Origin of the sequence: Paraniabella ginsengisoli, assembly GCF_022513635.1 — a bacterium.
GTDB lineage: Bacteria > Bacteroidota > Bacteroidia > Chitinophagales > Chitinophagaceae > Niabella > Niabella ginsengisoli.
In genome coordinates, this window is record NZ_JAKWBL010000004.1 from 315,950 (window position 1) to 339,697 (window position 23,748).

General features: G+C 39.2%; 24 protein-coding genes and 2 pseudogenes. 5 read left to right on the forward strand and 21 right to left on the reverse strand.

Features of this window, described 5'->3' with window-relative positions:
* Positions 1 to 22: 22 nt before the first annotated feature.
* Positions 23 to 2,917, reverse strand: coding sequence for a SusC/RagA family TonB-linked outer membrane protein (locus tag MKP09_RS18720; protein ID WP_240831832.1), 2,895 nt, complete (start codon positions 2,915 to 2,917; stop codon positions 23 to 25).
* Positions 2,851 to 3,075 carry a hypothetical protein gene (locus MKP09_RS18725; protein WP_240833385.1) on the reverse strand — a complete coding sequence of 75 codons (225 nt, stop codon included), beginning with the start codon at positions 3,073 to 3,075 and terminating at the stop codon, positions 2,851 to 2,853. The genes MKP09_RS18720 and MKP09_RS18725 overlap by 67 nt, the downstream gene beginning before the upstream one ends.
* A gap of 616 nt (positions 3,076 to 3,691) precedes the next feature.
* Between MKP09_RS18725 and MKP09_RS27545 the strand changes: the two genes are divergently transcribed.
* From MKP09_RS27545 to MKP09_RS27555, 3 genes and pseudogenes are all read left to right on the forward strand, one after another.
* Positions 3,692 to 3,916, forward strand: a complete 225-nt coding sequence (locus MKP09_RS27545; protein ID WP_317235405.1) for a DeoR family transcriptional regulator — start codon at positions 3,692 to 3,694, stop codon at positions 3,914 to 3,916.
* Entirely contained in the window at positions 3,838 to 4,101 is a 264-nt protein-coding gene (locus MKP09_RS27550; RefSeq protein ID WP_317235406.1) for a DeoR/GlpR family DNA-binding transcription regulator, read from the forward strand. Before MKP09_RS27545 ends, MKP09_RS27550 begins: the two co-directional genes overlap by 79 nt.
* Positions 4,068 to 4,456, forward strand: a pseudogene (locus MKP09_RS27555) (DeoR/GlpR family DNA-binding transcription regulator). Before MKP09_RS27550 ends, MKP09_RS27555 begins: the two are co-directional and overlap by 34 nt.
* 11 nt (positions 4,457 to 4,467) lie before the next feature.
* Here MKP09_RS27555 and MKP09_RS18735 read toward each other — a convergent pair.
* The 9 genes from MKP09_RS18735 to MKP09_RS18775 form a co-directional block, all read right to left on the reverse strand.
* Entirely contained in the window at positions 4,468 to 5,847 is a 1,380-nt protein-coding gene (locus tag MKP09_RS18735; RefSeq protein WP_240831833.1) for a deoxyguanosinetriphosphate triphosphohydrolase, read from the reverse strand.
* 165 nt (positions 5,848 to 6,012) lie between these two features.
* Positions 6,013 to 6,357, reverse strand: coding sequence for a hypothetical protein (locus tag MKP09_RS18740; protein WP_240831834.1), 345 nt, complete (start codon positions 6,355 to 6,357; stop codon positions 6,013 to 6,015).
* 374 nt (positions 6,358 to 6,731) lie between these two features.
* Positions 6,732 to 7,034: a hypothetical protein gene (locus tag MKP09_RS18745; protein ID WP_240831835.1), complete on the reverse strand. Its 303-nt coding sequence runs from the start codon at positions 7,032 to 7,034 to the stop codon at positions 6,732 to 6,734.
* A 198-nt stretch (positions 7,035 to 7,232) separates the two neighbouring features.
* Positions 7,233 to 7,598, reverse strand: coding sequence for a GLPGLI family protein (locus tag MKP09_RS18750; protein ID WP_317235447.1), 366 nt, complete (start codon positions 7,596 to 7,598; stop codon positions 7,233 to 7,235).
* A complete protein-coding gene (locus MKP09_RS18755) occupies positions 7,595 to 7,831 on the reverse strand; it encodes a hypothetical protein (RefSeq protein WP_240831836.1) in 237 nt (78 codons plus the stop codon). Before MKP09_RS18755 ends, MKP09_RS18750 begins: the two co-directional genes overlap by 4 nt.
* Before the next feature lie 41 nt (positions 7,832 to 7,872).
* Positions 7,873 to 8,010: a hypothetical protein gene (locus MKP09_RS18760; protein WP_240831837.1), complete on the reverse strand. Its 138-nt coding sequence runs from the start codon at positions 8,008 to 8,010 to the stop codon at positions 7,873 to 7,875.
* A 33-nt stretch (positions 8,011 to 8,043) separates the two neighbouring features.
* On the reverse strand, positions 8,044 to 8,571 hold the full coding sequence (locus tag MKP09_RS18765; protein ID WP_240831838.1) for a porin family protein: 528 nt from the start codon (positions 8,569 to 8,571) through the stop codon (positions 8,044 to 8,046).
* Between the two features lie 23 nt (positions 8,572 to 8,594).
* Positions 8,595 to 9,062 carry a hypothetical protein gene (locus MKP09_RS18770; RefSeq protein WP_240831839.1) on the reverse strand — a complete coding sequence of 156 codons (468 nt, stop codon included), beginning with the start codon at positions 9,060 to 9,062 and terminating at the stop codon, positions 8,595 to 8,597.
* Complete coding sequence (locus MKP09_RS18775; protein ID WP_240831840.1) at positions 9,059 to 10,771, reverse strand: TonB-dependent receptor; 1,713 nt, start codon at positions 10,769 to 10,771, stop codon at positions 9,059 to 9,061. The genes MKP09_RS18770 and MKP09_RS18775 overlap by 4 nt, the downstream gene beginning before the upstream one ends.
* A gap of 433 nt (positions 10,772 to 11,204) precedes the next feature.
* Here MKP09_RS18775 and MKP09_RS26610 point away from each other — a divergent pair, with 433 nt between their 5' ends.
* Both MKP09_RS26610 and MKP09_RS18780 read left to right on the forward strand, forming a co-directional pair.
* Positions 11,205 to 11,834 (forward strand): gamma-glutamyltransferase, encoded by a 630-nt coding sequence (locus tag MKP09_RS26610; RefSeq protein WP_262915514.1) that lies wholly within the window; start codon positions 11,205 to 11,207, stop codon positions 11,832 to 11,834.
* On the forward strand, positions 11,828 to 13,102 hold the full coding sequence (locus MKP09_RS18780; protein WP_490355055.1) for a gamma-glutamyltransferase family protein: 1,275 nt from the start codon (positions 11,828 to 11,830) through the stop codon (positions 13,100 to 13,102). The genes MKP09_RS26610 and MKP09_RS18780 overlap by 7 nt, the downstream gene beginning before the upstream one ends.
* A gap of 88 nt (positions 13,103 to 13,190) precedes the next feature.
* On the opposite strand, the gene MKP09_RS18785 is transcribed toward MKP09_RS18780, so the two are convergent.
* The 10 genes and pseudogenes from MKP09_RS18785 to MKP09_RS18825 all read right to left on the reverse strand — a co-directional run bounded on the left by MKP09_RS18785 (position 13,191) and on the right by MKP09_RS18825 (position 23,744).
* Entirely contained in the window at positions 13,191 to 13,940 is a 750-nt protein-coding gene (locus MKP09_RS18785; protein WP_240831841.1) for a 3-keto-disaccharide hydrolase, read from the reverse strand.
* 249 nt (positions 13,941 to 14,189) lie between these two features.
* Positions 14,190 to 15,545: a Gfo/Idh/MocA family protein gene (locus MKP09_RS18790; RefSeq protein ID WP_240831842.1), complete on the reverse strand. Its 1,356-nt coding sequence runs from the start codon at positions 15,543 to 15,545 to the stop codon at positions 14,190 to 14,192.
* Positions 15,546 to 15,880: 335 nt separating this feature from the next.
* A complete protein-coding gene (locus MKP09_RS18795) occupies positions 15,881 to 16,594 on the reverse strand; it encodes a FadR/GntR family transcriptional regulator (RefSeq protein WP_240831843.1) in 714 nt (237 codons plus the stop codon).
* Positions 16,595 to 16,706: 112 nt separating this feature from the next.
* On the reverse strand, positions 16,707 to 17,051 hold the full coding sequence (locus MKP09_RS28390) for an exo-alpha-sialidase (protein WP_394801129.1): 345 nt from the start codon (positions 17,049 to 17,051) through the stop codon (positions 16,707 to 16,709).
* Positions 17,052 to 17,089: 38 nt separating this feature from the next.
* A pseudogene (locus MKP09_RS18800) lies at positions 17,090 to 17,812 on the reverse strand (exo-alpha-sialidase); the annotation flags it as partial.
* Between the two features lie 372 nt (positions 17,813 to 18,184).
* Complete coding sequence (locus MKP09_RS18805; protein ID WP_240831845.1) at positions 18,185 to 19,021, reverse strand: sialidase family protein; 837 nt, start codon at positions 19,019 to 19,021, stop codon at positions 18,185 to 18,187.
* 51 nt (positions 19,022 to 19,072) lie between these two features.
* Positions 19,073 to 20,515, reverse strand: coding sequence for a sulfatase (locus MKP09_RS18810; RefSeq protein ID WP_240831846.1), 1,443 nt, complete (start codon positions 20,513 to 20,515; stop codon positions 19,073 to 19,075).
* A 31-nt stretch (positions 20,516 to 20,546) separates the two neighbouring features.
* A complete protein-coding gene (locus MKP09_RS18815) occupies positions 20,547 to 21,824 on the reverse strand; it encodes a sialidase family protein (protein WP_240831847.1) in 1,278 nt (425 codons plus the stop codon).
* 13 nt (positions 21,825 to 21,837) lie between these two features.
* A complete protein-coding gene (locus MKP09_RS18820; protein WP_240831848.1) occupies positions 21,838 to 22,146 on the reverse strand; it encodes a hypothetical protein in 309 nt (102 codons plus the stop codon).
* A 35-nt stretch (positions 22,147 to 22,181) separates the two neighbouring features.
* Positions 22,182 to 23,744: an exo-alpha-sialidase gene (locus MKP09_RS18825; protein WP_240831849.1), complete on the reverse strand. Its 1,563-nt coding sequence runs from the start codon at positions 23,742 to 23,744 to the stop codon at positions 22,182 to 22,184.
* Positions 23,745 to 23,748 lie beyond the last annotated feature (4 nt).

The window sequence follows — 23,748 nt, forward strand, 5'->3', positions numbered from 1 at the left end:
CAGTCAGATAAAATTTGTCCTTTTAGAATTTTACGTCAATGCCAAATGTGAACGTCTTAACCTGTGGATAATAATTACCTTCTCCAAGCGATACGCCATCTGACACGGCTGCATTGTAGTTGATCTCAGGATCGTAGCCTTCGTAAAAATCCGTTTTGGTTAAAAGGTTCTGACCGTTTACATAAACAAAAACATTTTTAAGTCCCATTTTAGTTACTATTTGTTGCGGAATCTGATAACCCAACTGAATGTTCTTCAAACGCAGGTATGATGTACTTCTCATCCATAAAGTAGAGTTTTGCGTATTGTTGGTAGATGTAATAGATACGCGCGGCAGGGCGGCATCCCTGTTGTCTTCGCTCCAATAATCAAGCTGCCATGGCTTGATAGCACTTGAGTTAGCTGCTGGTATAACATAATGCGCATTTAAATAGCCGTCTGCTTTTCCTACACCTTGTACAAAAGCGCTTAAACTAATTCCTTTCCAGCCCAGATCCAGGTTGCCGCCATAGGTATAACGTGGAATAGTGCTTCCTATAATTACTTTATCAAGATCTGTTATATTTCCGTCGGGGATTGCATTGCCATTTTCGTCGAATTCACCGGCAATGTCTTTATATTTTACATCTCCGGGTTTCAGTGTACCAAACTGCACCGGGCCGTTGTCTATCTCTTCTTGCGATTGATAAAACCCTTCTGCTATATATCCATAAATAGAATTGATGGCATATCCTTCCTGCTGGCGTAATAAAGCGCCAGAAGTCTGGCCTTTCATATCAACAATCCTATTTTTCACGTCAGATAAATTAAAACCAACGCCCAACTTAAAGTCGCCCCATTGATCATCATATCTTGTAGAGAACTCCCATCCTTTGTTAGACACCAATGCTGCATTTTGATATGGAGAACCCAGACCAGTAAGCTGCGATGTATTTAATTTCAGCAAAATACCGTCTGTTTTTTTATCGTACCATTCGTAAGTAAAAGACAACTTTTTAAATAAACTACCTTCAATTCCAATTCCTTTCATGGTAGTTTCTTCCCAACGCAGATCAGGGTTAGAAAGATTGGACTGTGCTATCATTTGATAAATGATGCCACCCATAGAAACGCTACTCAAATTGAGTGTTTCAGAAAAAGGATAATAAGAGCTTCCGATGTTTTGGTTTCCAAGTTTACCCCACGAGCCTCTGATCTTTAGAAAGCTTAAAACAGGGCTCACACTTTCCATAAAAGATTCTTTGGAAATTACCCATCCTGCAGAGAAGGAAGGAAACGCCGCCCAACGATTGGCTTTAATAAAGCGTGAAGTACCGTCGTAGCGCATGTTTGCTTCAAATAAATACTTGCTTTTAAAATCGTAGTTTAAACGGCCAAAGCCTGACACCAGCAACCATTGGTCGCGGGAACCATTGTTGTCCTTGGTTTCATTGTCTGCACCAGCGCCGATTACTTCATAATCATCATACACAAAATCGCGACGATAGGCCATCAGGTATTTCTCATCGTATGTTTCGCGCGAGGTTCCGGCCATCAGGCTTAAGTTATGTTCTTTAATACTTTTTTGAGCTGTTGCAAAAAATTGATACGTGCCATAAAGATATCTGTACGAGGTTTCTGTCAAATCTGTGAAAGTATTGGCGGCGCCTGCCTCAGAGCCATCTTCCAGGTAAGTCGTTACGCTTTTGGTGAAAGAATGTACATTAGTTGTAACATACCTTGGCGCTACCATTCCGGTTAAAGAAAGCCAGTTAGTGGGTTTATAATTCAGGCTAAGGTTACCGTAAAAATCTATGTTATTTGATTTCCTGTTTCCTCCATCTTCAATGTAGCCAACCGGATTGATCTTTACCCAGCCATCTGACCAAAGATCACCATAGCGGATAGGAATATTGGTAGGCATCCTTCCCAGGTAATTCCAGATAGTGCCTTCGCTGGCTACTTGCTGACGGTTTTTATTCGTAACAGCGATATCAAATTTTATGTTGAACTTTTCGTTTGGCGTAATGTCCATATTGTTGCGGAACGCATACCTTTTGAAATTGGTATTTTTAATGATCCCGTTTTGATCGGCATAACTTAATGAGGGGTTAACGCGTACAATGCCACTGTTTGCTGTTAAAGAAACAAAATGGTTTTGCATCAATCCATTTCCCTGTAAAATGGCATCCTGCCAGTCGTAGTTGGATGGATCTTCTTCATACTTGGCTTTAAATGCTTCTATATCTTCATCGCTGTAAATTTTGATGCCATTATCATTCATACTTGCATCATTGAAAACACGCATATACGTTAACCCATCCGTAACTTTTGGTAAAGACGTTGGCTTTTGCTGACCAATATAACCCCGGTACAATACCAACATTTTATCCTTCGCTCTTTTTGTTGTGATCAGGATCACACCGTTAGCAGCTCTTGATCCATAAATTGCGGCTGATGCAGCATCTTTTAATACGGATATTGATTCAATGAGGTTTGCATCAATATCATCAATCGAGCCTGCAACACCATCAATAATTACTAACGGGTCGCTATTGGAACCACCAAAAGAATTAATACCGCGAATGCGGATCTGGCCTGCATCTCCGCCGGGCGATCCGGTCTGCTGCGTTACCGTTACACCGGCTGCTAACCCTTGCAAGGCTGCAGATGTAGAAAGATTAGGCCGCCTTTCCAATTGTTCGCTGCTTATTTGCGAAACAGATCCGGTTAAGTTGATCTTTTTCTGCGTACCATAACCAACCACCACAACTTCACCAAGGTTGGCAACATCACGGTCCAATGTAACATCAATTACTGATCCGCTTCCAATGCTGGCGTTCTGTGATGCATAGCCAACACCTGTAAAATTCAAGCGTTCGGCTTTTTGAGTAAATGTAATGGTGTAAAAACCTTCGGAGTTGGTCGTCGTTCCCAAAGCAGAGCTATCCAGTGTAACGCTAATATCCGCAATGGGCTGGCTCTCTTTTCATCAGTTACTTTGCCGGTAATTGTTCTTGCTGCATTTTGTGCTAATACGCCGCTGCTTATGGCAAACATCATAATGGCAAATGACAACAGGATTTTACAACGCATCTGTAAATGCGATGATTTTTTCTGATTGAAAATTCTCATAAAAGCATAGTTTTTTGTGAGGATTCTTTGGGGAATGGGCCTGCATTTTTTTGTAACAGAAATTAACATCGGATTGATGGTTTCTGGTGAGGGGCTTACTCATTCGCTTAATTATTAAATTTTTTCTTAAATTTTATTTCAATTCTCATTATTGAAGAATTAAAAACAAAAAAATGAAACACATTTAAACAAATTGTTACCTATCTGTAAACAAATTATTAGATAAATGGCTATAATACACAATCGCAATCGTTCAAAATGGCAATTCAAAATGGATTTTCTTAATATATTAAATCACAAATTGAAACCAAATGTAATATTATTTAACTAAATAAAACATTTTTTAATTAAAAAAAGCTTTTGAAAGCCAAGTCTGGTCTTTAGTAAGTTTTAAATATTAATTTTTCTGAAAGTTTTTTGAAGATTTCGAAATTCTGATTATTTGTTACCATTTTTGCTTAAACCAAATAAACAGATGAACCGGTCATTTAAATTTTTTCAATTAGAATATGTATATGGAGTTCCATCTGATAAAAGATAATCGTCTGCCGCGGCGGACAAACCAAAAAATATGCGGATGAAATCAATTACCGAAAGACATCAACTCATACTTCAAAAACTACAAGAAGACGGAAAGTTGAATATTCCTCAGCTGATAGAGGAAATGAACGTAAGCGGTGTTACAGTAAGAAAGGACCTTAAACTGCTTGAAGAAAAAAGCTTTTGTTTCGCACGCGTGGCGGAGCTTCTATGCATAATCCTTATGCTGTTGAAAGGCCAATCAATGAAAAAGAATTTATAAAGTCTGATGAAAAGAAAAAGATAGCCAAAGTAGCATTGGGAATGATTGGTCAGAATGACTCCATCATGATCGGCTCGGGAACAACCGTGTATGAAGTAGCGCGCGCTTTATATCCTGAAAAAAAGTCATTGTTATTACGCCGGCGCTTAAAGTGGCACTTGAACTTTGCAACCGGCCTAATGTAGAAGTGTTACAACTGGGAGGCATTGTGCATCAGAGTTCTTCATCCACCGCCGGGTCCTTTGCCGAAAAGGTTTTGGAAGAACTTTCCTGTGGAGTTCTTTTTTAGGAGTTGATGGAATTGACCTGGAACATGGACTAACTATTACAAATATTATGGAATCAAGCCTTAATCAAAAGATGATTGCATTAGCTCAGACCGTCGTTGTTTTAGCGGACAGTAGCAAATTTGACCGCAGAGGTTTGGGAAAAATATGCAATCTTGATCAGATCGATTATATCATTACAGACAAAGCTGTCAATCCATCTACTGTTTCTAAAATAGAAAAGACCGGGGTTAAGGTAATCGTTGCAGATTAAATGATGACAGGTCAAACGTCGATGCCACGAAGTTTTCTGTATAGTTTCAGTGCATATACGTCTGTCATTCCGGAAATAAAATCCAGGATGCGCATCACTTTTTCATACGGTGTTCCTGCTTCATCAAATACAAATTGCTGGGGCAGTAAGGCCAACAGCTTTTTATGTTCCTTATCGCGTTCGGGTTTGGGTGTTAGTGCAGCTGTAACAAAATCTTCCACCAAGCCGGACATAATGCGAAACCCTGCAATTTCCAGCTCAATAACTTTCTTGGCGTTGTAAATCTTTTCTACAGATACCTGTTTGATTTTTTCCAAAGCTTCCTGCATGTCGGGAATGGCGTCTGTCAGGCTTTTATTGAAAGTTCCCAAAAGAATAGTGTCGCGATGCTGCCAGAACACTTCGCTACATTTGCTAATTAATACACCGATGGCTTTGGCTCTTAAATACGCTATCGCTTCATTGGGGTCATCAGAAAGATCTTCAGCAATCTTCTTCACACGCTCCAGGTCGCTGGTTTGATATTGTATAATTTCAAGAAAATGGTCTCGAACTTCTTCATAAGTTAAAAGTCCCAGCCGGTGCGCGTCTTCCAGGTCAATAATATTGTAACAAATATCATCCGCCGCTTCAACTATATATACAAATGGATGGCGTTTGTAAACTAAAGCATGATCAGTTTGCTCGGCCACCATATTTAGTTCTTTTGTGATATCTAAAAAAACTTGTTCGTCTACATTAAAATAGCCATACTTTTTTCGATGCACTTCGCTTTTACTTCCCGAAGCCAGCGATTCACATGGATATTTTATGATAGACCCTAACGTACTGTAGGTAAGCCGAAACCCGCCCCTAGCTCGGCCATTCAGATGCATCGTCAGGATTCGCAAAGCGTTGGCGTTACCTTCAAACGTTGTCAGATCTTTCCATTGCGCTTCACTAAAGAGTTGTTTAAACGCTACATCCTCTGGCTTCTCTGTATCTCTTCGTCTGAAATATTTTGAAATCGCATCTTCGCCAGAATGCCCAAATGCAGGGTTGCCTAAATCATGGGCCAGGCAGGCCGCCGCAACAACATATTTCAGCTCATTGTTGTAAAACGTTGCTGCATCTACATTTTCTTTCACCTCAGGCAAGGCAGCGATTTTTTCTCCAATCAATCCTCCTAACGAACGGCCAACACTGGCTACTTCCAAAGAATGTGTAAGTCGGTTATGTACAAAAATTTCTTCAGGAAGCGGAAACACCTGAGTTTTATTTTGTAATCTTCTGAAAGGGCTGGAAAAAATGATCCGGTCCCAATCCCGCTCAAAATCACTTCTTCTATCCTGCGTAGTATTTTCAATTCCATATCGCTTAGAGGAGAAACAATTATTCCAGGTAATACCCATGTTGAAAAATTTGTTGGGTCAAAATTAGTGGAAAGCAGTTTTATTGTGAGCCGCTTTTGGTAATGGTTATACGAAACCCTTTAAATAGCGTAGTGTAGGAAAAACAGCAGGCTTTTTCTGAAGTATCGCGAAGTGCTTTTTTCTAAATAGATAGGTTGCTAAAAATTAACCGGATGTAACTTGATTGCCAGGTTTCAAATATAGCTTCAAAAAATCTTCCCAAATTGATTGAACATTTGCTTTGGCCGCTTCCACCGATTCAAAGGTTCCAAATACTGAATCTTGATCATAATTACCAAATATCAATTCTATTTGAAGGGAATATTTATCTATTTTAAAAATGCCCAATGCCGTCCTTGTGATTGCGATGAATTCATTTTCCTGCCATTCTAACGGCTCTATACTGTAATGCATCATACTATTTGGCTTATCATTTTCAACATTAAACTTTTTGTCTTCGTTATAATGAAAACAAATTGAAGCTTGCGATATAATTTCGGAAATTTTCATTTTTATCGGGGCGATATCTCTACCACCCGGCAACTATTTAAGTAATAAAAAAGAGGGGCGAACGATGGCCTGGAAAGGTCCCGTAGCCCACTCTAAGCCCTCTAAACCGTTGTAAAAATAAAGCGGCTATTTCACTGAATTAAGCACTATTCGATGAACGCCCTGTTTTTTAAGTTGTATGGCTTTTTCTAATAGATTAAGCCATTTTAAAGTTGGATGAAAATGATGATGGCAATATTACATTTGCATAACATCACAAAAAATGATGATCTAAAATAAAATATTCTTTATCTATTTGAGCACAAATGCTTTTCAAACCTAGTTGTAAAAACGATCAGGCATATTGATGTGAAGAAATACTATGCGTAACGCAGTTATGCTGTTTGTTGGGTTACGAGCCCTTCCTTGTTGTATGTTATAATCCTATAACACAAATCTTCCAGCCGATCCTGTAATCGGACAGGAGATGTGGCTTCATTCAAAACTCCCGTGTCTGCCACCATAAGGTCTGAGTGAGAGTAATACTTAATAAGTAATTCCCTTATTTCGGAAAAATGGCTTTCAGACACATCTTCTGGTTCCATAACTTCTATCTCTGAAACTGCATGATCAAATCTGTTTTGCGATATGTAGGTTAGCACATCGTTACATATTTCAATTCCGTATTCGTATGCCATGCTATTAGGGTTTAGATAAATTTCTTAATAGTTTGAACTTGGGCAATTTTTTATAGCGCTATAACTTACGTTATCTTCAAACTCATTAACCTTTTATATCCAAAGATTATACCAGCCTAATAATAGCAGGAAAAAATTATTAGTGAAGTGGTTTAAAATCGTGGTTCTTTACTCGTTAACTGAAAGATTAATCCTATTTTACAAATCCATAAAGAACTGAACCCACTCAGACGTAAGCCCAAAATCCTTCAGCATTTTAGAAGTGATCGTATTAAACTCTTTGTTGTTTGTAGCAGTACTTTTTCCCTGTTGGGGAAGTGACCATTTATCAGGGCTGGTATCAAAGCCGGTAACCTTTGTAGCAAAAATGGTAATGTGCTGATGTGGTATTGCAATGCCCAAAATCATACCCGGCAAGCCATTGAAGGATTCGGGACCGCCCTTGGTAAGTATTTCATCGGTATAAAAGGCCACTACATAAATCGAATCAAAAAACAACGCATTAGCACGATGGCATTGGTAGCCTGCAATTTCTCTTGTCTCATCCGTTAGTTTCCATTTTATTTTTTAATGGAATCTTTTACAAGAAATGATTTTTCAAAGGCCTGTTTCAGTGTTTGCACTTCTCCTGTTTCAAAATTGCTATACACTTTATTTTTATAGGCAACAGGTATTGCAAAGGTTTTTGAAAAATCAATATCAGGATTTACCGGTTGATAAAGACTATGTTGAGCATCAAATTCAAGATCAAAACTATCCTTCCAAAATTGAGGAGCAGTGCTTCTATATTTTTGCATGAAGGCTGGTATCTGATCTTCAGGAACCTGCTTTGTTTCTTTTAAAAAATCCCCATTGCCGCAAACGTGTTCACGTTTCGTTCAAACCTTATTTTGCCACTGTTTACAAATGCGGCATGCTGTGCATTGGCTGTTGCTAAAAGTAACATGATGATATATGTCAAAACTAATTTCTTCATTTCTTTATTTTTATTTTTTCTGTCAACTCAACATCATTGCTTCAAATTATTGAACTTGGTAAAACTCCACGTAGCGCCAATCATAAAAAATCTTTTGATGGTTGTGAAACGGTTCTCTGAAAAGAAAGTATTGGTAGCTGTTCTGGCATAACCATTGTTTTCATTTAAGATATCATTACACGATAACTTTATTGTTAACTGATCATTCTTTAAAAATGTTCTTGCAATCCATCCATTCCATATCGTCCGATTAAAATTGTCACTAAACGCCTGTGTCTTTTGTTGCCATAAATAATTAGCATCAGTATGGAGCTGGAATTTTTTAAGAAAATATATATCCACAGATGGATTGAGTGTATAAAAGAAATAGTTATTCTGAGCATCTGGCTGCAAAGAAGATTTGTTTACTGTGTAACCGCCCTGCGCCACCATGTAAATGCTATACTTTTTCATTTTACTTTTGAATGTTTCAATTGCTAAAGAATAAGTATTATAATTTAGTTTGTTCACTTCATTATTAATCGGGCTAAAAGTAGTTCCTCCATTAAAATTTGCAGACATGCCCGTTTGCAAGTCTATTCCTTTTATTTTTTGGAATAATAGGTATTGAAGTAATAATTGCCATTTGTATAACCTTCCATATTTACATACTGATAATTGTATGTACCCGACGGGCTTACAAGTATGGATTGAACAATAGGATTTGAAATGCGCGTGTAGCCTCCATTTGCTCCATAGTAAACGCTTGTGAGTATTTTACTTTCGTAAAAATATCCGTTGATATTATTGGTGAAACTATTACGAAGATCAAGGTTAGGCAGAAACGTAGTTACTTGTGTGTTATTGTAATTAAACGGCAACATTTGCGAGCGCTCCGGGTTATTGGCCGAGCCGTTATAACTAATGTTAATTGCTTTATAATTATTAAATTTATAATTGAAATTAGCATTTGGATTCAGATTAGTAAAATGCTTGCGAGCATTGAGATTATTGTAAATGCTTTCCAGATCCATATCAACAAACTTTACATTATTTCCAATTTTAATAATCATTTTTTTGCCGTATAATTTAACGAAGCGCCTGCCTGGTTGCTTAAAATTGAGGTGCTCATTTTGGTGCTAAATGCTGTATCAACAATATTTGGCGAAGCCGATGTCAGGTTAAAAGAACGTTTATCATCATTAGCTGATTCGTTATGCAAAGTATAATTAATGATCAAAGAAAGTTTTGTTGAAAGCGGTTCTGTATAATTGACATTCAAGTTGGTAGTGCGCCAATCATCATTCATCGTCTTTCTTAAATTAAGCGACGCTGTGCTATCCAGATTATTTTCCGTGTCGTAAAACCTGCTCTCATAGCGGCTTTCGCCCGATGAAGCATCGTTAGAGAAATTATTATTCAGATAAAAAGAAATCGTTCTTCCATACTTCTTAAACTTTTTCTCCCAGTTCACATTCACATTATAACTGTTCAGATCATAATTGCTAAAGCTGTTGTTATTATTATCATACAATAAACTGCTGTCTCCCCTAAGGTTTACAGCATTGCTAATATTAGCATTTTTATTACTATTAAAAGATCCATCGGTATAAACAGTAACGGTGGATGTTGTGTCAAACTTATGCATGTATTTAGCATTGGCACGATGGCTAGTGTTGGTATTATTAAAGTTGCTAACCGAGTTGCTAAGAATAAGCCCGGTTGGCAAATTATTTTGAGAAATGGTAGTCTCATTTCCTTCCACATCCATTGTATTAAACTTATAATTGCCATTTATAGATTGTTTGTCTGCGTTCCATTTCTTATCATAATGCACGCCCGCTGAAGTTGCTGTAGGCAAACCTTTTCCATTATAGTTTTCTCTGCCATCATCGGTATCACCAATCTTTTCTTTATCTGCCGAACCAAGCCCGATGCGTCCGATATTGCTGGTTGTAGCATAGGCCGACATTCGCCTTTTTCCTTTAAAGAAATTTACAATTCCCTGCGCATTATAACGCTCATCCGTTCCCGCGCCAGCTTCGGCCTTACCGAAGATTCCATTATTCTTATCCTCCTTAATTTTCAGGTTGATGGTTTTATCCCTTACTCCATCTTCGATTCCTGTGAAAGCAGCCGCATCGGATTTCTTATCATACACCTGAACTTTATCAATCATATCAGCCCGAAGGTTGCGTGTTACCAACGTAGGATCATCACTAAAAAATTCTTCACCATCTACTAATACTTTCTTTACCTTCTGTCCCTGCGCTGTAATATTTCCAAACTGATCCACTTGCAAGCCTGGCAATTGTTTTAACAGATCTTCTACTGAGGCATTGGGTTGTACGCGGAAACTATCTGCCAGATATTCTGTGGTATCTCCTTTTATTTTAATAGCCGCTACGCGGGATTTTACAATAACTTCTTCCAGAAATTTTTCTCGTTGAATAAGGCTGATGTTCCCCATATCTACTGTACCTTTTGCCCAATCTTTGATTTCTGTTTTATGGGAATAATCGACATATTTTGGATAGCTGAAAAACAAAATATAATTGCTGCTGTCTGAAAGATTAGAGAAAGAAAACCTTCCATCTTTCGCTGCCCGTGTGTCTTTTACAATAAATGAATCTTTCGCCTGCAATAGTACTACAGATGCATTTGTAAGCGGCTGATTGATACTACTGTCAATAACATATCCTGTAATCGAAGCATTTTGTCCGTAAGACTGGAATAGAAAAGCCAATAAAAGAAAAACGGTTAGCTGTATATATTTCCTCATATAAACGTATAGTTTGGTAGTTAAAACGCTACAAAGGTCAAATTTATTATTATTTCTTCGGGTTGTACCTTCAAAAATAAAATTTCGACTTTCGCTTTTAGGGTCATTAATGTTTGAAGTTATTTAGATTTTTTTTAACACATAGATACATAGCGTTTGCTTCGTTTAAGGATGCATAGCATCCGCCGAAGGCGAACAGAGCTTTAACAAACGATAGCTTATGTGTTTTATGCTTCATGTTTATCATAAAATCTATGTTTCTAATGTGGTAAAAAATAGTTTAAACAGCTTCTTTGATAAAAACAAATACGTTTCAGAAATCAAAAAGTTACAGGGGTGTCAATATTTTCTTCGGAGTTAAGGCTCTACCATCAAATAACCCAAAATGGGGTGTGTCTAATCTGATTCTTTATCTTTAATAAAATGTTCTTGTATGAACCGCATACTTCTTACCCTCTTCCTCACATTCATAATACTTAAAGTCTCGGCTCAGCAAACTCAGAAGCCTGCTTTGCATGGCAAAAACTGGATGGCTATAACAGGAAAGCCTTTGGCAGCAACGGCTGGCGCTAGCATTTTTCAAAAAGGCGGTAACGCTGTAGACGCCGCTTGTGCCATGCTGGCTGCAACATGCACTATGTGGGACGTATTAAGTTGGGGTGGCGAAACACAAGCTTTGATCTATAATCCTAAAACCAAAAAGGTAATTGCCATTAATGCTATGGGCGTAGCTCCCACAGGAGCAACTGCGGCATATTTTAAAAACAAAGGATATAACTTTCCTCCGGAATATGGCCCCCTTGCAGCAACCACACCGGGTACACCGGGCGGCATTTGCTACATGCTGGCCACATATGGAACCATGAGCCTGAAAGACGTATTGGAACCAGCAATGCAGCTTGCGGCAGGTTATCCTATGGAAGCACAAACAGCTAATAGCATTGAACGAGGTAAGGAAAAAATTAAGGAATGGCCTTATAGTAAAAAAATATTTCTAACGCATGAAGGTGAAAAAGAGAAGCGCCTGAGGCTGGTGAAATATTTATTCAAAAAGAGCTGCTAACCACTCTTACTAAAATGGTGGAGGCTGAACAAGCAGCTTTAAAGCAAAACAAAACCCGCAGCGAAGCGATTATGGCAGCTTATGATCGCTTTTACAAGGGTGATATTGCAAAAGAATTTGTGCGTGGATGCCAGGAACAAGGTGGTCTTATTACTATGGAAGATCTTGCAAAATGGAAACCCATCGAAGAAGAACCATTACACGTAAATTATAAGGGCATTGATGTTTATAAGTTACAACCGTGGACGCAAGGCCCTTCTTTATTGCAGGCACTAAATATATTGGAGCAATTTGATCTTAAAAAAATGGGCTACAACAGCAGTCAATATATTCATACTGTTTATGAGGCGATGAGCCTTAGTTTTGCCGACCGGGATTTTTATTATGGAGATCCATATATGGCGCCAATTGAGCCGATAGAAGGATTGCTAAGTAAAGCATACGCCCGGCAGCAAGCTTCCCGCATCAATTCTGATCGTAATGATCCTAATATACAACCCGGCGATCCATATCCTTTTCAAGGGGAAAAAAATCCTTATCTAAACTTGATAAAGAAGAGACAATATTCTAAAGACAGTTCTACGCGTAACTTCATGCCATCGCATGATATTCGTCAAACGACATCTTCTAATGTTCAAAAAACTGATGATGCTTATTTGGACCGGTTATGGCGAGGGACAACAAGTGTGGAAGCGGCAGATAAAGAAGGATGGGTTGTTTCAATAACACCAAGCGGCGGATGGGTGCCTGCATGCGTAGCAGGCAATACAGGTATAGGCATGAGCCAACGCATGCAAAGTTTTGTACTGGATGAAGAACTGAATCCCTTTAACGTTGTAGCACCGGGTAAAAGACCCAGGGTTACACTAACCCCATCTTTGGCAATGAAAGATGGAAAACCTTTTCTTTCATTTGCTGTACAAGGCGGAGATACACAAGAGCAAAATCTGTTGCAGTTCTTTTTGAACATGGTGGAATTTGGTATGACTGTACAGCAAGCAACAGAAGCTGCTAACTTCAATAGTAATCAGCTCTGGTTATCGCTTGGCGGAACTAAAATTGATGACCGCAAACCCAGACCAGGTAACATCTTACTTCACAACAGCACTTCAAAAGAGGTTCGAGCCGATTTAAGCAAAATGGGTTATACGCTTAGTTTTGACGACCGGACCAGCGGACCCATCAATGCGATTTATTTTGACTGGAAACATGGCAGCCTTTGGGGTGGATCAAGCAATCATGGCGAAGACTACGGAATTGGCTGGTAGCCTGTTTTGATAATCTTAATGGACTTAAAAAACAAAGCTCCCCGATTTTTAAAAGATCGGGGAGCTTTATATCATTTGATAATTATGTTTATTTCAATACCTTGATCTTAATATTACGATAACTAACCTCGTTACCATGATCCTGTAATAAAATATGACCTTTGTCTGCCTCGCCAAAATTCTTCCACACTTTGTATTTACTGATTTTTACGAGTTCGCGAAACTCAGGAGACTTGCGCTCATACTCTAATACTTTCACTCCATTCAGCCAATGTTCAACATGATTGTTGGGATAAACTATTACACGCCCGGTGTTCCATTCGCCTATAGGCCGTGTAGCATTGGCTTTGTTTGATGTTTTTAAATCATAAAGTGATGCTATTGTGCGGTTGCCGTCGCGGCCCAGTTTAGCGTCGGGGTGAACAGCATCGTCGAGTATCTGATACTCCAGGCCAATGGCGGATTTACCAGAATTTTCTTTGAGTGTTACAAAGTATTTCACGCCGCTATTGGCACCTTTGGTAAGCTTGAAATCAAATACCAGTTCGAATGCGCTATACTCATCAACAGTAACAATATCACCCACGTTTTGCGATTCAGAACCATCTGAAGCCTGAATGGTTATAAGGCCATCTTTTATAACCCAACCATTGGCAGCAGTTGGGAAAGTGGCCATGTTGGCGCCACGCCAGCCGTTACTGGTCTTTCCATCAAACAATAATTTCCATCCTTCATTTTTTTCCTTTCCAATTAGTGTATTTGTTTTTGATGTTGCACAACCAGCCAGTAATAATATTGCAAAGGCTGATATTTTGTAAAATGTTTTAATATTTATCATCTGAGTTTAATTCTTTATTCGTTGATTAACGATGTTGTGTAGTTTGTTTTTTTATAGAAATAACTCGTATTGATTTAGAGATTACTTCTTCGCACGTTTTTGTAGAAATTGAGTTTGCGTAGTTTATGCAGGATTCCATATATTCTTCAGTTGAACTGAGCGTAGCAATACCGATGCCATTTATTTATTGTTGGTTCAATAAAATTTCTCGTTTTTACTTCCGCTCTTTTTAATGAAGAACCGTGATGGCTAATATTTAAATACCTTACCATCGGCCATTACTTCCTGCGTCTTTTCGTCGAAGGTTGCTTTTGCGCCGGTGTGTGCTGCTGCTGTAGTCATAATATTTGCAATGCTGTGGCTGTAACCCGCGTCAACCGGGGCATTAGGTTGCTTCCTGCTACGCACGCATTCCATCCAGTTGCGCACGTGATTAGAAGTAAGTGTGTCGCCGCCTGTATTAGCTGATGCTACAGCGCGCTCAGTATTGGGCAGGCTTATTTCGGGCAGCAGGTTGGCTTTCATGTTCATAGCTTTCGCCATTTTTTCTGTAAGACCACCTTCCGGCGATATTTTATTGGTGTTAAGATTTAGTTCTCCACCATTTGAATAGTAAATCTCTGTAGGGCGCTCTTCGCCATTATGCATGCGTGATCCAAAAGTCACCTGGAATCCTTTTGACATATCATCAAGTGGACCATAATCAAAGGCGGCCATAATAGTATCCCAATTGCGACGACCGTCTTTCCATTTATAAATACCTCCGTTTGCCACAACACTACGCGGATGCTTTAAGCCGGTAAACCAATGTACCGTATCTATTTGGTGGCTCATCCACTGGCCAGGCAGACCCGACGAATAAGGCCAAAACAAGCGATACTCTAAATATATACGTGGATCGAATTTTTCGAATGGTCTGTTCATCAGAAAGCGCTTCCAGTCTGTATCTTCTTCCTTTAATACATTTAACAGTTCGGGACGGCGCCAACGGCCGGGTTGATTTACATCCCAGGTAAGTTCCACCATAGTGATGGGGCCAAACTTTCCTGATTTTATAAAATCATTTGCTGCATGATAGTTAGCACCACTACGGCGTTGAGAACCGATCTGTATTATTTTGCCAGATTCTTTTACTGCTTTAAGGGCAGCCCGGTTATCTTCCATAGATTCTGCAAATGGCTTTTCTACATACGCATCGCAACCCGCCTTTACAGCCTCGATTGTATGCCCTGCATGCTGAAAATCGGCAGTGCTTATAAATACTGCGTCTACCGTTTTACTATTATACAATTCTTCGTTGTTGCGATACGCCTTTACATCGTTTTGCATTTTTTCTTTCCATTGTGCAGCGCCCTGTTCGCGGCGCAGTTTCCAGATGTCAGAAACGCCTACAACTTCAAAATTCAATTCCTTATAATGATTCATAAAGCAGGGCATGTGTGAAGAGCGGTGGCGATCTGAAAAGCCAACAATCCCAACCCGAACCCGATCATTTGAACCTATTATCCGTTTGTAGCTTTTAGCACTAAAAGCGTTTTGCGACAGTAAAATACCGGCACCGGCTACAGAAGCCTGCCTGATAAAAGTGCGACGAGATTTTTTCATCTTAATTAATAATTGTAAATATTAATGCAATCGTTTGACGTTCGTTTATGCATCAAAGCATATAGCCAAATTTTGATCAAGTTAAGCAAAACACATCAAAAGAGCTATAATACGATGAACATCTTTCTATTAAAATTTTTTAATGAATTAAAAACCATTCGCTTACACATAGCCTTTGTATAAGTTTGAAACAAATCGATAAATAATTGAACAAATGTAATAAAGGAAAATATTCCCAATTCGCTTCGGGCAGTGATTTTTTCATAAAAAATCCACATATTCATTGCATCCTTTTCAAATAGTATTGATGCTACGTTAAAGAAACTATACCCCCGTCACATAAGCCTTTTATTTACTCTGGCAAAATGAGGAGACAGGTGTTCTTTCATTCCTCTTCTAAAGTCTTCGGGCTTTCCTTTCTTGATGAGCTCAAGAAGATCGCGGTGTGTAACCTTACCTACCTTGGCTTTGCCGGTTAACAGTTGCTCTTCCTTAACAACATATTCAAATACCGGTAGCAAAATATTTTGAAAGCGCAGGAATGTATCATTCCCTGTCATTTGATACAATTTACTATGAAAATCAATTTCAAATTTTACGCGAAAAGGTTGCTGGATTTTATTCACTTCTTTATCTACAATGCGCTCAAGGCCTTCAATATCTTTATTGGTTATTCGGGCAAATAAAATATCGGCCAGGCCCATCTCAAGCACCAGTCTTAATTCAAACAGATCTTGCAGCGTCTTTTGATCTAGTATTAACGGATCCATTACCCGCTCAAATCCGCCCATTACATCTGGTTCAGCTAAAATAGTCCCACGTTTTTTCTTCGACTCAATCATACCCAGCATTCGCAATCGGCTTAGGGCTTCGCGTACAACATTTCGGCTAACATTTAAAGCCTCCGCAAGTTCTAATTCCTTAGGTAATGCATCACCAGGTTTGAAAGCTTTTTTCTTTAAAAATTCTCGTAATCGCAACTCTACTTTATCAGCCATGGTGGCTGTTTCTATTCTCTGAATGTCTTTACTTAGGTTTTCATTACGCATACGAAATATTGAAAATTTTAATAAAGCGAAATTAAATTTATTTGATCAATATGTAGGACAAAAAAATTTCTCCCAATACTTTAAAAACATTCCTATTAACTAATTTTATGCATCATAAAAGCTCGTTTTTTAACCAATCATTATCCAGCCTGCAGGCGATAACCTGTTTTGGATTGCCTTTTCCATATAATATCAATAAAGAACCGTCTTTTAAAATAGCTATGTCGGAATAACTTACAATTCCTTCACAAATAAGCCTGGACTTTTGCCAGGTTTTACCCTCATTATTACTGATAGAAAGTACAAGATTACGCCTGCCGGGGCCAGATGGGAAACTTGCAAGAAAATATATTTTCGAGTTAATAGAAATCTTATTAAAGCCCATATCCACTGGTGAAAAAGCTTCCATAGTGCTTTCATGAAATGTTCCCCAGGTTTCGCCATTGTCTTTACTAATTGATAAAAGTCTTTTTGCGGTTTAGAACTGTTGCCTGGCCTGGCGTTCATAATAACATCTCCATTTGAAATTTCAAGCAGCCGGCTTTCATTACCTTGCAGACTGTCTGTTTGGCGAGCATAATTACCAGCTAGCCAGGTTTTCCCATGATCATCGCTATAGATTGTTGAAACTCCATAAGCGCGTGAGCTACCTGAAATTTTAATGCTATGGCGATGCCAGACCTGCAGAAGTAAGCGGCCATTACTAAGCGCGATTCCATGACCGGGACCGGGTAAATGAAAATTTCTTTGGTATGGATCATTTTTAAACAATGGGGTCACTTCTATCGGATCAGACCAATGGAGTCCGTCGTCTTTACTTGTAATATAAAAAACATCAGATGAGTCATTATCATAGTTTCTGGCAAAGAAAAGATAAATAGCACCGGTTAGAGAATCAACTATTGGAGTGGGATTGGCGTAACAACTTCCATTTTCGCTTTTAATAATTATTTGCGAAGCTTCCCAATTAGCCCCATTATCCAGGCTTCTTTTCATTACAATATGATGAGGACTTGCGTCGCCTAAGATTAGCCTGGCTTCAGCAAAACTTAGTATTGTTCCCTGTTTAGTTACTGCAAGCCCATAAACAAAATGCTCTTTTATCGAATCGTCTGGTAAGGGCTGAGGCCAAACAAGCGTTTGGGAAATATCTTGCGCTCTGATAAAACTGCAACCTAACAATAGCATCAACAGAAATAGATACCGCATTCCAAACATTTATACTTTATTTTACTTCAGACGTTAATCAAATATCCTTGTAATTAATTGCAGAACCTGATGCAAAAAGCTCCTGCGTTGACAATGAAATAAAGATCATTTTCTCATACGGTTTTTTCTCACCTGCTTCAAAAAATATTCCCACTCTTCCATTGGGCAGCCTTGTTAAGCTGGAATAGCCGGATGGCCCTTCATAAATGAGTTTGCTGTTCGACCAACTCTGACAATTATCAAAGCTTGTCCTAATTGTCATATGAGTTCTCCCTACAGGCACTGCCGGATTTAAAAACAGATGCGCCTGCCGACCTTGTAACTGGCCGAAGTTTAATATGCTTGCCTGGCATATAGATTCTATCAGCTGATAATCATGTTCTATCTCGCTCCAGGTTTCACCCCGTCTTTACTAGTACTTATCGCTCTGGAATATTTTCCATTATATGACCGCATGTTCATTACAAGTGTCCCGTCAGAAAGTTCAGTTACCTGGCTTTCGTTACATCCTGGCTTAATTGATTCACTCTTTTTCCAGGACTTACCGTGATCATCTGAATACAAAACATGGGCACCATAACCGTAAGGTCCGCTTCTAACCTTTCCATTGGGGTCATCATAACTATGATTGGCAGGAATTACGAGCCTCCCTTTATGAGTGCCATATTTTAATTGAATGCCAATTCCAGGCCCGGTTGCATACCAACCCCATGATGTGTCTCTGGTAGATTGATCAATACGCACAGGCTTTGACCAGGTTAAGCCATCGTCATCAGAATAGCAGGCAAATGGAATTCGAGGCATTAAAGATGTTTTGTGAATGATAGCAGTTTCTCCGTCCTTACCATTATTCCAGGAAAGTATTAACCAGATACGACCGGTCTCTTCATCCACAACAGGGCAAGGGTTTCCACAGGTATTTTGTTCGTCATCCCAAATAACAAGTTCCTCGCTCCAGGTTTTACCATTGTCCTTAGATCGCTTTACTAATAAATCAATGTCACCGGTATCACCCGCTTCACGGGCCTCACAAAAAGCAAGTACTGTACCTTTTTTAGTAACAACAAGGGATGGTATTCGATAGTTTTTGTATTTTCCTTTTCCTTGTTGCCAGAGCACGGTTTTTTGTATATCCGGTTTGGGCTCTTTTGCGCCCCTGTAAGCAAAAAGCGGACTTAGCAAAATCACTGCGACAATCGTTAAGATATTTGATCTCATTTTTTTAAAATATTTATTTATAACTACTGAAATATAAATGGTAATTCCATTCTAATTGATATGTCTGTATGCCTCAAGCATTGCTGCGAGCCTATTTTCTTCTTGTTGATATTTTTTCGTTCCCGCCAGATTTTCATTTTCCAAACGGCTTTTTCTTAAATCATAAAGTTCCCTATGTTCTATTGAGTCATTGTGCAGATTATACCAAAGAGTATATCTATAATTCTGATCTCTTACTGTATAGCCCATGTGCGTGGGGTATTTAGAGGTAATAGCTTTGTATGGCCTGCAAAATTGACTATACGCTACCTGATCCCATTTCATTTGAGGTTGTTGCAGCAAAGGTTTAAGGCTTTTGCCGGTTAATGCCGTATTTTTAGTTAATCCGCACAAATCAATTAAGGTGGGATATATATCTATTGCTTCGACAACTGCATTCGTATTAGACGCTTTTTTTATAACCGAAGGTGCAGATATGATTAAGGGTATGCGAGTGTCTAATTCAAAATTGGTTGATTTACACCACAGATCTTGTTCACCAAGATGATACCCATGATCTCCCCATAAAACAATTATCGTATTATCACTTAAACCCAACTTGTCAAGCTCGTCAATAATTTTTCCTAATTGTACATCAACATAGCTGATACATGCATAATAGGCATGTATCAAATCTCTTTGTTTTTGAGGTGTAAGCGGCCCCTGATCAGCAATGTCGGTATATCCCCGTAATTCTTGCCATTGGTGAAAAGCAATTTCAGGTGCGCCAAGTGGTTTATTGCTATTTGCAATACCCGAGAAATCTGTATGCTTATACATGTCCCAATATTTTTGGGGAGCGCAAAAGGGAAGATGGGGCTTTTTAAAGCCTGTGGCTAAAAAGAAAGGCTTACCTGATTTTTTAAAGTCCCTCAACAACTCAATAGTAGATTCAGCAATTTTTCCATCCGGATATTTATTATCCGGACCTTCTGTAAACTCAAAGGCATCAGCTTTACCACCTTTTTTATTTCTTTCTAAAAAATATTCCTGATTTTTAACAGATACATTTTCAATTTCAGAAATGGACCAGGATACTTTATCTAAAGTTTGTTTAGTGCCATGAAATATTTTACCTATTCCGATTGTTGTGTACCCGGCATTTTTAAACGCTTGTGGAAGCGTAACAGCGTCCGGCACTTTTTCTCTGAAGTGTGTTACTAAATCAGTTACTCCATTTTGGTTAGGACGTAGCCCGGTTAATACAGAAGCCCTGGATGGATTACAAACTGCTTGCTGGCAATATGCATTGTTGAATACAATACTAGAGGCTGCCAGTTTATCTATATGTGGTGTAATGGCTTTAAGGTCGCCATAGCAGCCAATACTTGGTCGGAGATCGTCGGCTACAATAAAAAGAACATTGGGTTTAGCTCCTTTCTGACCATAAGAAAATAAAAAACTTATGGTCAAAACAAAACCTATGTTAATCCTTGTAAATAAATTCAACTTCATTTTATACCTATTATTAAACTCCCGATCAATGTTAATACGTTATTTCCCTCAAATCATTTTTTATCCACTCCAAATTAAACTTATGAAAATCTATAGAGAACCTTCGTTGTGCTGCGGGCATTTTTTCTACGCTGTGGTTCACTTCTGTCATTGCCACAATATACTTATCTGCCGTTTTCATAAGGCTGGAATATCCGCCCAGCCCTGTTTTACACATGATAGAAGAATCTAAATCATCATATAAAAGCTTTGAGTATTTCCAGGAAGAGCCGTCATCCTCGCTCAGACGAACAGTCATTAAACATCTGTTAGCGGCGCCGTCTTTATCATTGCGGGCCGGATTCAAAAACAGTAAAATGTTGGGAGAGAAAGAATATCTTAAGATTGATGCCTGGCAACGCGGATCGGGTAATCCCGGATCTGGTCTAAATGCAGAAAACCCTGCTTCAATAGTACCTTGAGATATAAATCGATTATGATTGTTTGCCCACTTAGAGCCAACACCTCTATCATTTCTCAAAAGTGACCCATTGGATAATTCAACAACTGATCCTTCAAAAGTTCCTCCTGGTATGGATTGATATTTCCATGTTAATCCATGGTCATCACTATAAATATTTCTGCGGCCAGCAGGTATAATCAGCCGGCCCTTCTTAGCGCCTGTTTTTGTTTGGATGCCTATACCTGGACCAACAGCGTCCCAAGTGAAATTGGGAGGTAGCAGGCTGCTTGTATTGTCTTTCGGTTTTTGCCAGGAAAGCCCGTTATCATCGCTATAAGTAATAAAAACCCTTCTTTGACCCCAGGTATTTATAATATCATAACTGCGTGAACCAAACGATCCACCATGCTGGCTGTGCGCCTCATCATTGTAAGACATAAAAAGCCAGATACGGCCTGTTTCTTCGTCGGTAACGGCGGTGGGGTTTCCCCATGTACCTTCACTTTCGGAAACTACTATTTTTATGCCCGACCATGACTCGCCATTATCTAGAGAAATTTTATACACCAGGTCAATGTCTCCATAATCTAAAACGGAATGTTTTCTGCCTTCTGCAAAAGCAATAAGGTTTCCGTTTTTGGCTTTGGCCAGACAAGGAATCCGGTAAGAATTATAACCATCTGTATCAGCTGAAAATAGCCGTATGATTTTAATTGTTGCAACAGAAGGCAAACAATTTGTTATGCTTCCTGGTCTTGCAACATCATCTTTAATATCTGCATTGGTTCTGTTAACTTGGCGCTTATTGAAGCCAAAGAATATTACAACAAATAATAGCGGGAAACTGAACTCTTTATAAAATGTCATGATTCAATCATGTTTATTTTCTATAAATTACTATCCCCTCTTGCGGGCTTTCGACGCCCCCTTCTCCAACCACAATCAGCTTTCCATCTGATCCAAAAACAGCATCCATATTTCCGATTGGAGAAGCATATCCACGATATGCGGTGCGGGTAAATAAAGTACCTGTTTGTGTAAAAGACAACCCGTTATTACTGCTCTCAAAAATTGTAGGCGTAACTCCATAATTGGGGCCGTTGTAAACTTGCGGATCTTTCTCACGGCCAATGGGGTTAATTAAATATAATTTCCCATCCGCATCCTTTAGCGCTATTCCACTATACATGTGGCCATAGATTAAAGTAGAAACGCCCGGTGAAATCACCGAAGGTGTTGTCCAGGTTTCTCCCCATCGCTGCTATAAGACGCCAACTTACTTTGCGGAGCCGTATTACTATGTGATAAAACCAGCATCAATCTGGAATCCGATAATTCCACAACTGATCCTGAAACGATATTTGTTCCACCAATGTTTTGACTTTTTCTCCAGGTCACACCATTATCATCGGAGAGTGCTACCTTAACAGAAGTTCCACCATATATAAGCGGCATCACGAGCCTGCCTTTATTACTTGCCGACTCAAGTTCAATACCGTGGCCCGGGCTACTTTTCAAATATCCCCGACCCTCGTCTGATAAAGGCTGCGAGATATCGACTGGTTGCGACCAGGTAATGCCATTGTCGTTAGACACAATCTGATACATTGTTTGCATAACCGGGTAGGTAAACCGGCCATTTGCAAGATCTGCTGTAAGCTTACTATAATGAAGAATTATTTTTCCATTAGAGGTTGTTACAATTTGCGGAAAACCATAAGTGTCTGATGATCCTTCTCCTGCGATCACTGAAATATCATCTTCCCAACTCTGACCATTGTCTGTTGACCTACGCATAACAATGTCAGTATTTCCAACAGGCATGGTGTTTTGTGCCACTCGTTCAAAAGCATTCTGCGGGCTGGTTCTGCCTTCCGCAAAAAGCAGCAGGTTCCCATTGCTTGCCTTTGCCAATGCGGGTGATTGAATACGGGCATATCCTTTTTCATTTTCGTGCATAACATAATCCACGGTGTACATGTCAGCGCTTTCTAAATAAAAATCATGAACGGTAATAAAGTTTCTATGTGGCCTGATCATCGGTGTAAAGTAGTACAAGTCTTCCCTGGACATCTTAAACAGAAAACATAATGTTCCATTTATTTTCATATAAAATGTATTGTTATGGATGACCACTTCCATTTCGGCTGGTACGCCAGGTACAATTACTTCGTTGGCAGTCGGCCATCCCAGGTCAGGATTTACTGATGCGCCGAGTTTACCATAAAGATCTATGAAAAATGTGGGCGCAATGTTACTATTACCATCGAAACCAAATACAAAGCTGCCGCCTGTCTCCCAGCTTCTGCCAAGTTCCAAACCGGCAGCGGTACCGCTGAATGTTCCTACGGTAACTTTGGCATACATGTAGAAACTCTTTCCTTCGCCAACAGGAACAAAATACTTGGATTGAGTCCAGTTGTATGTGTAACTATTGGGGTCGCCTCCGAGGTGGTCTGCATTTGTGAGGGGATAATAATTTCGATGCGGTATTAATCTCATACCATAGTTTTCACGAACCCAGGATAGCGTATCATTCATGGCTTTATAATCGGTAAATCCTTTAAAAAGTATTTTCGCCGGATCTGCTACACCATCTTTCATTAGCCAAACTCCGGCTTGCCGCTCCTTATCAAAAGGAAAAGGTAAAGAATCGATCGTGTTTCGTGAAGTTGTGTCTTCGAAAGGTCCCGGAAAATCAAAATGCTGTTCTTTATAGCACCCGCTTGTAAAAACGATTGTAAGAAACGCATAGATCGGTATTATTAGTATAACAACTTTTTTCATCCGT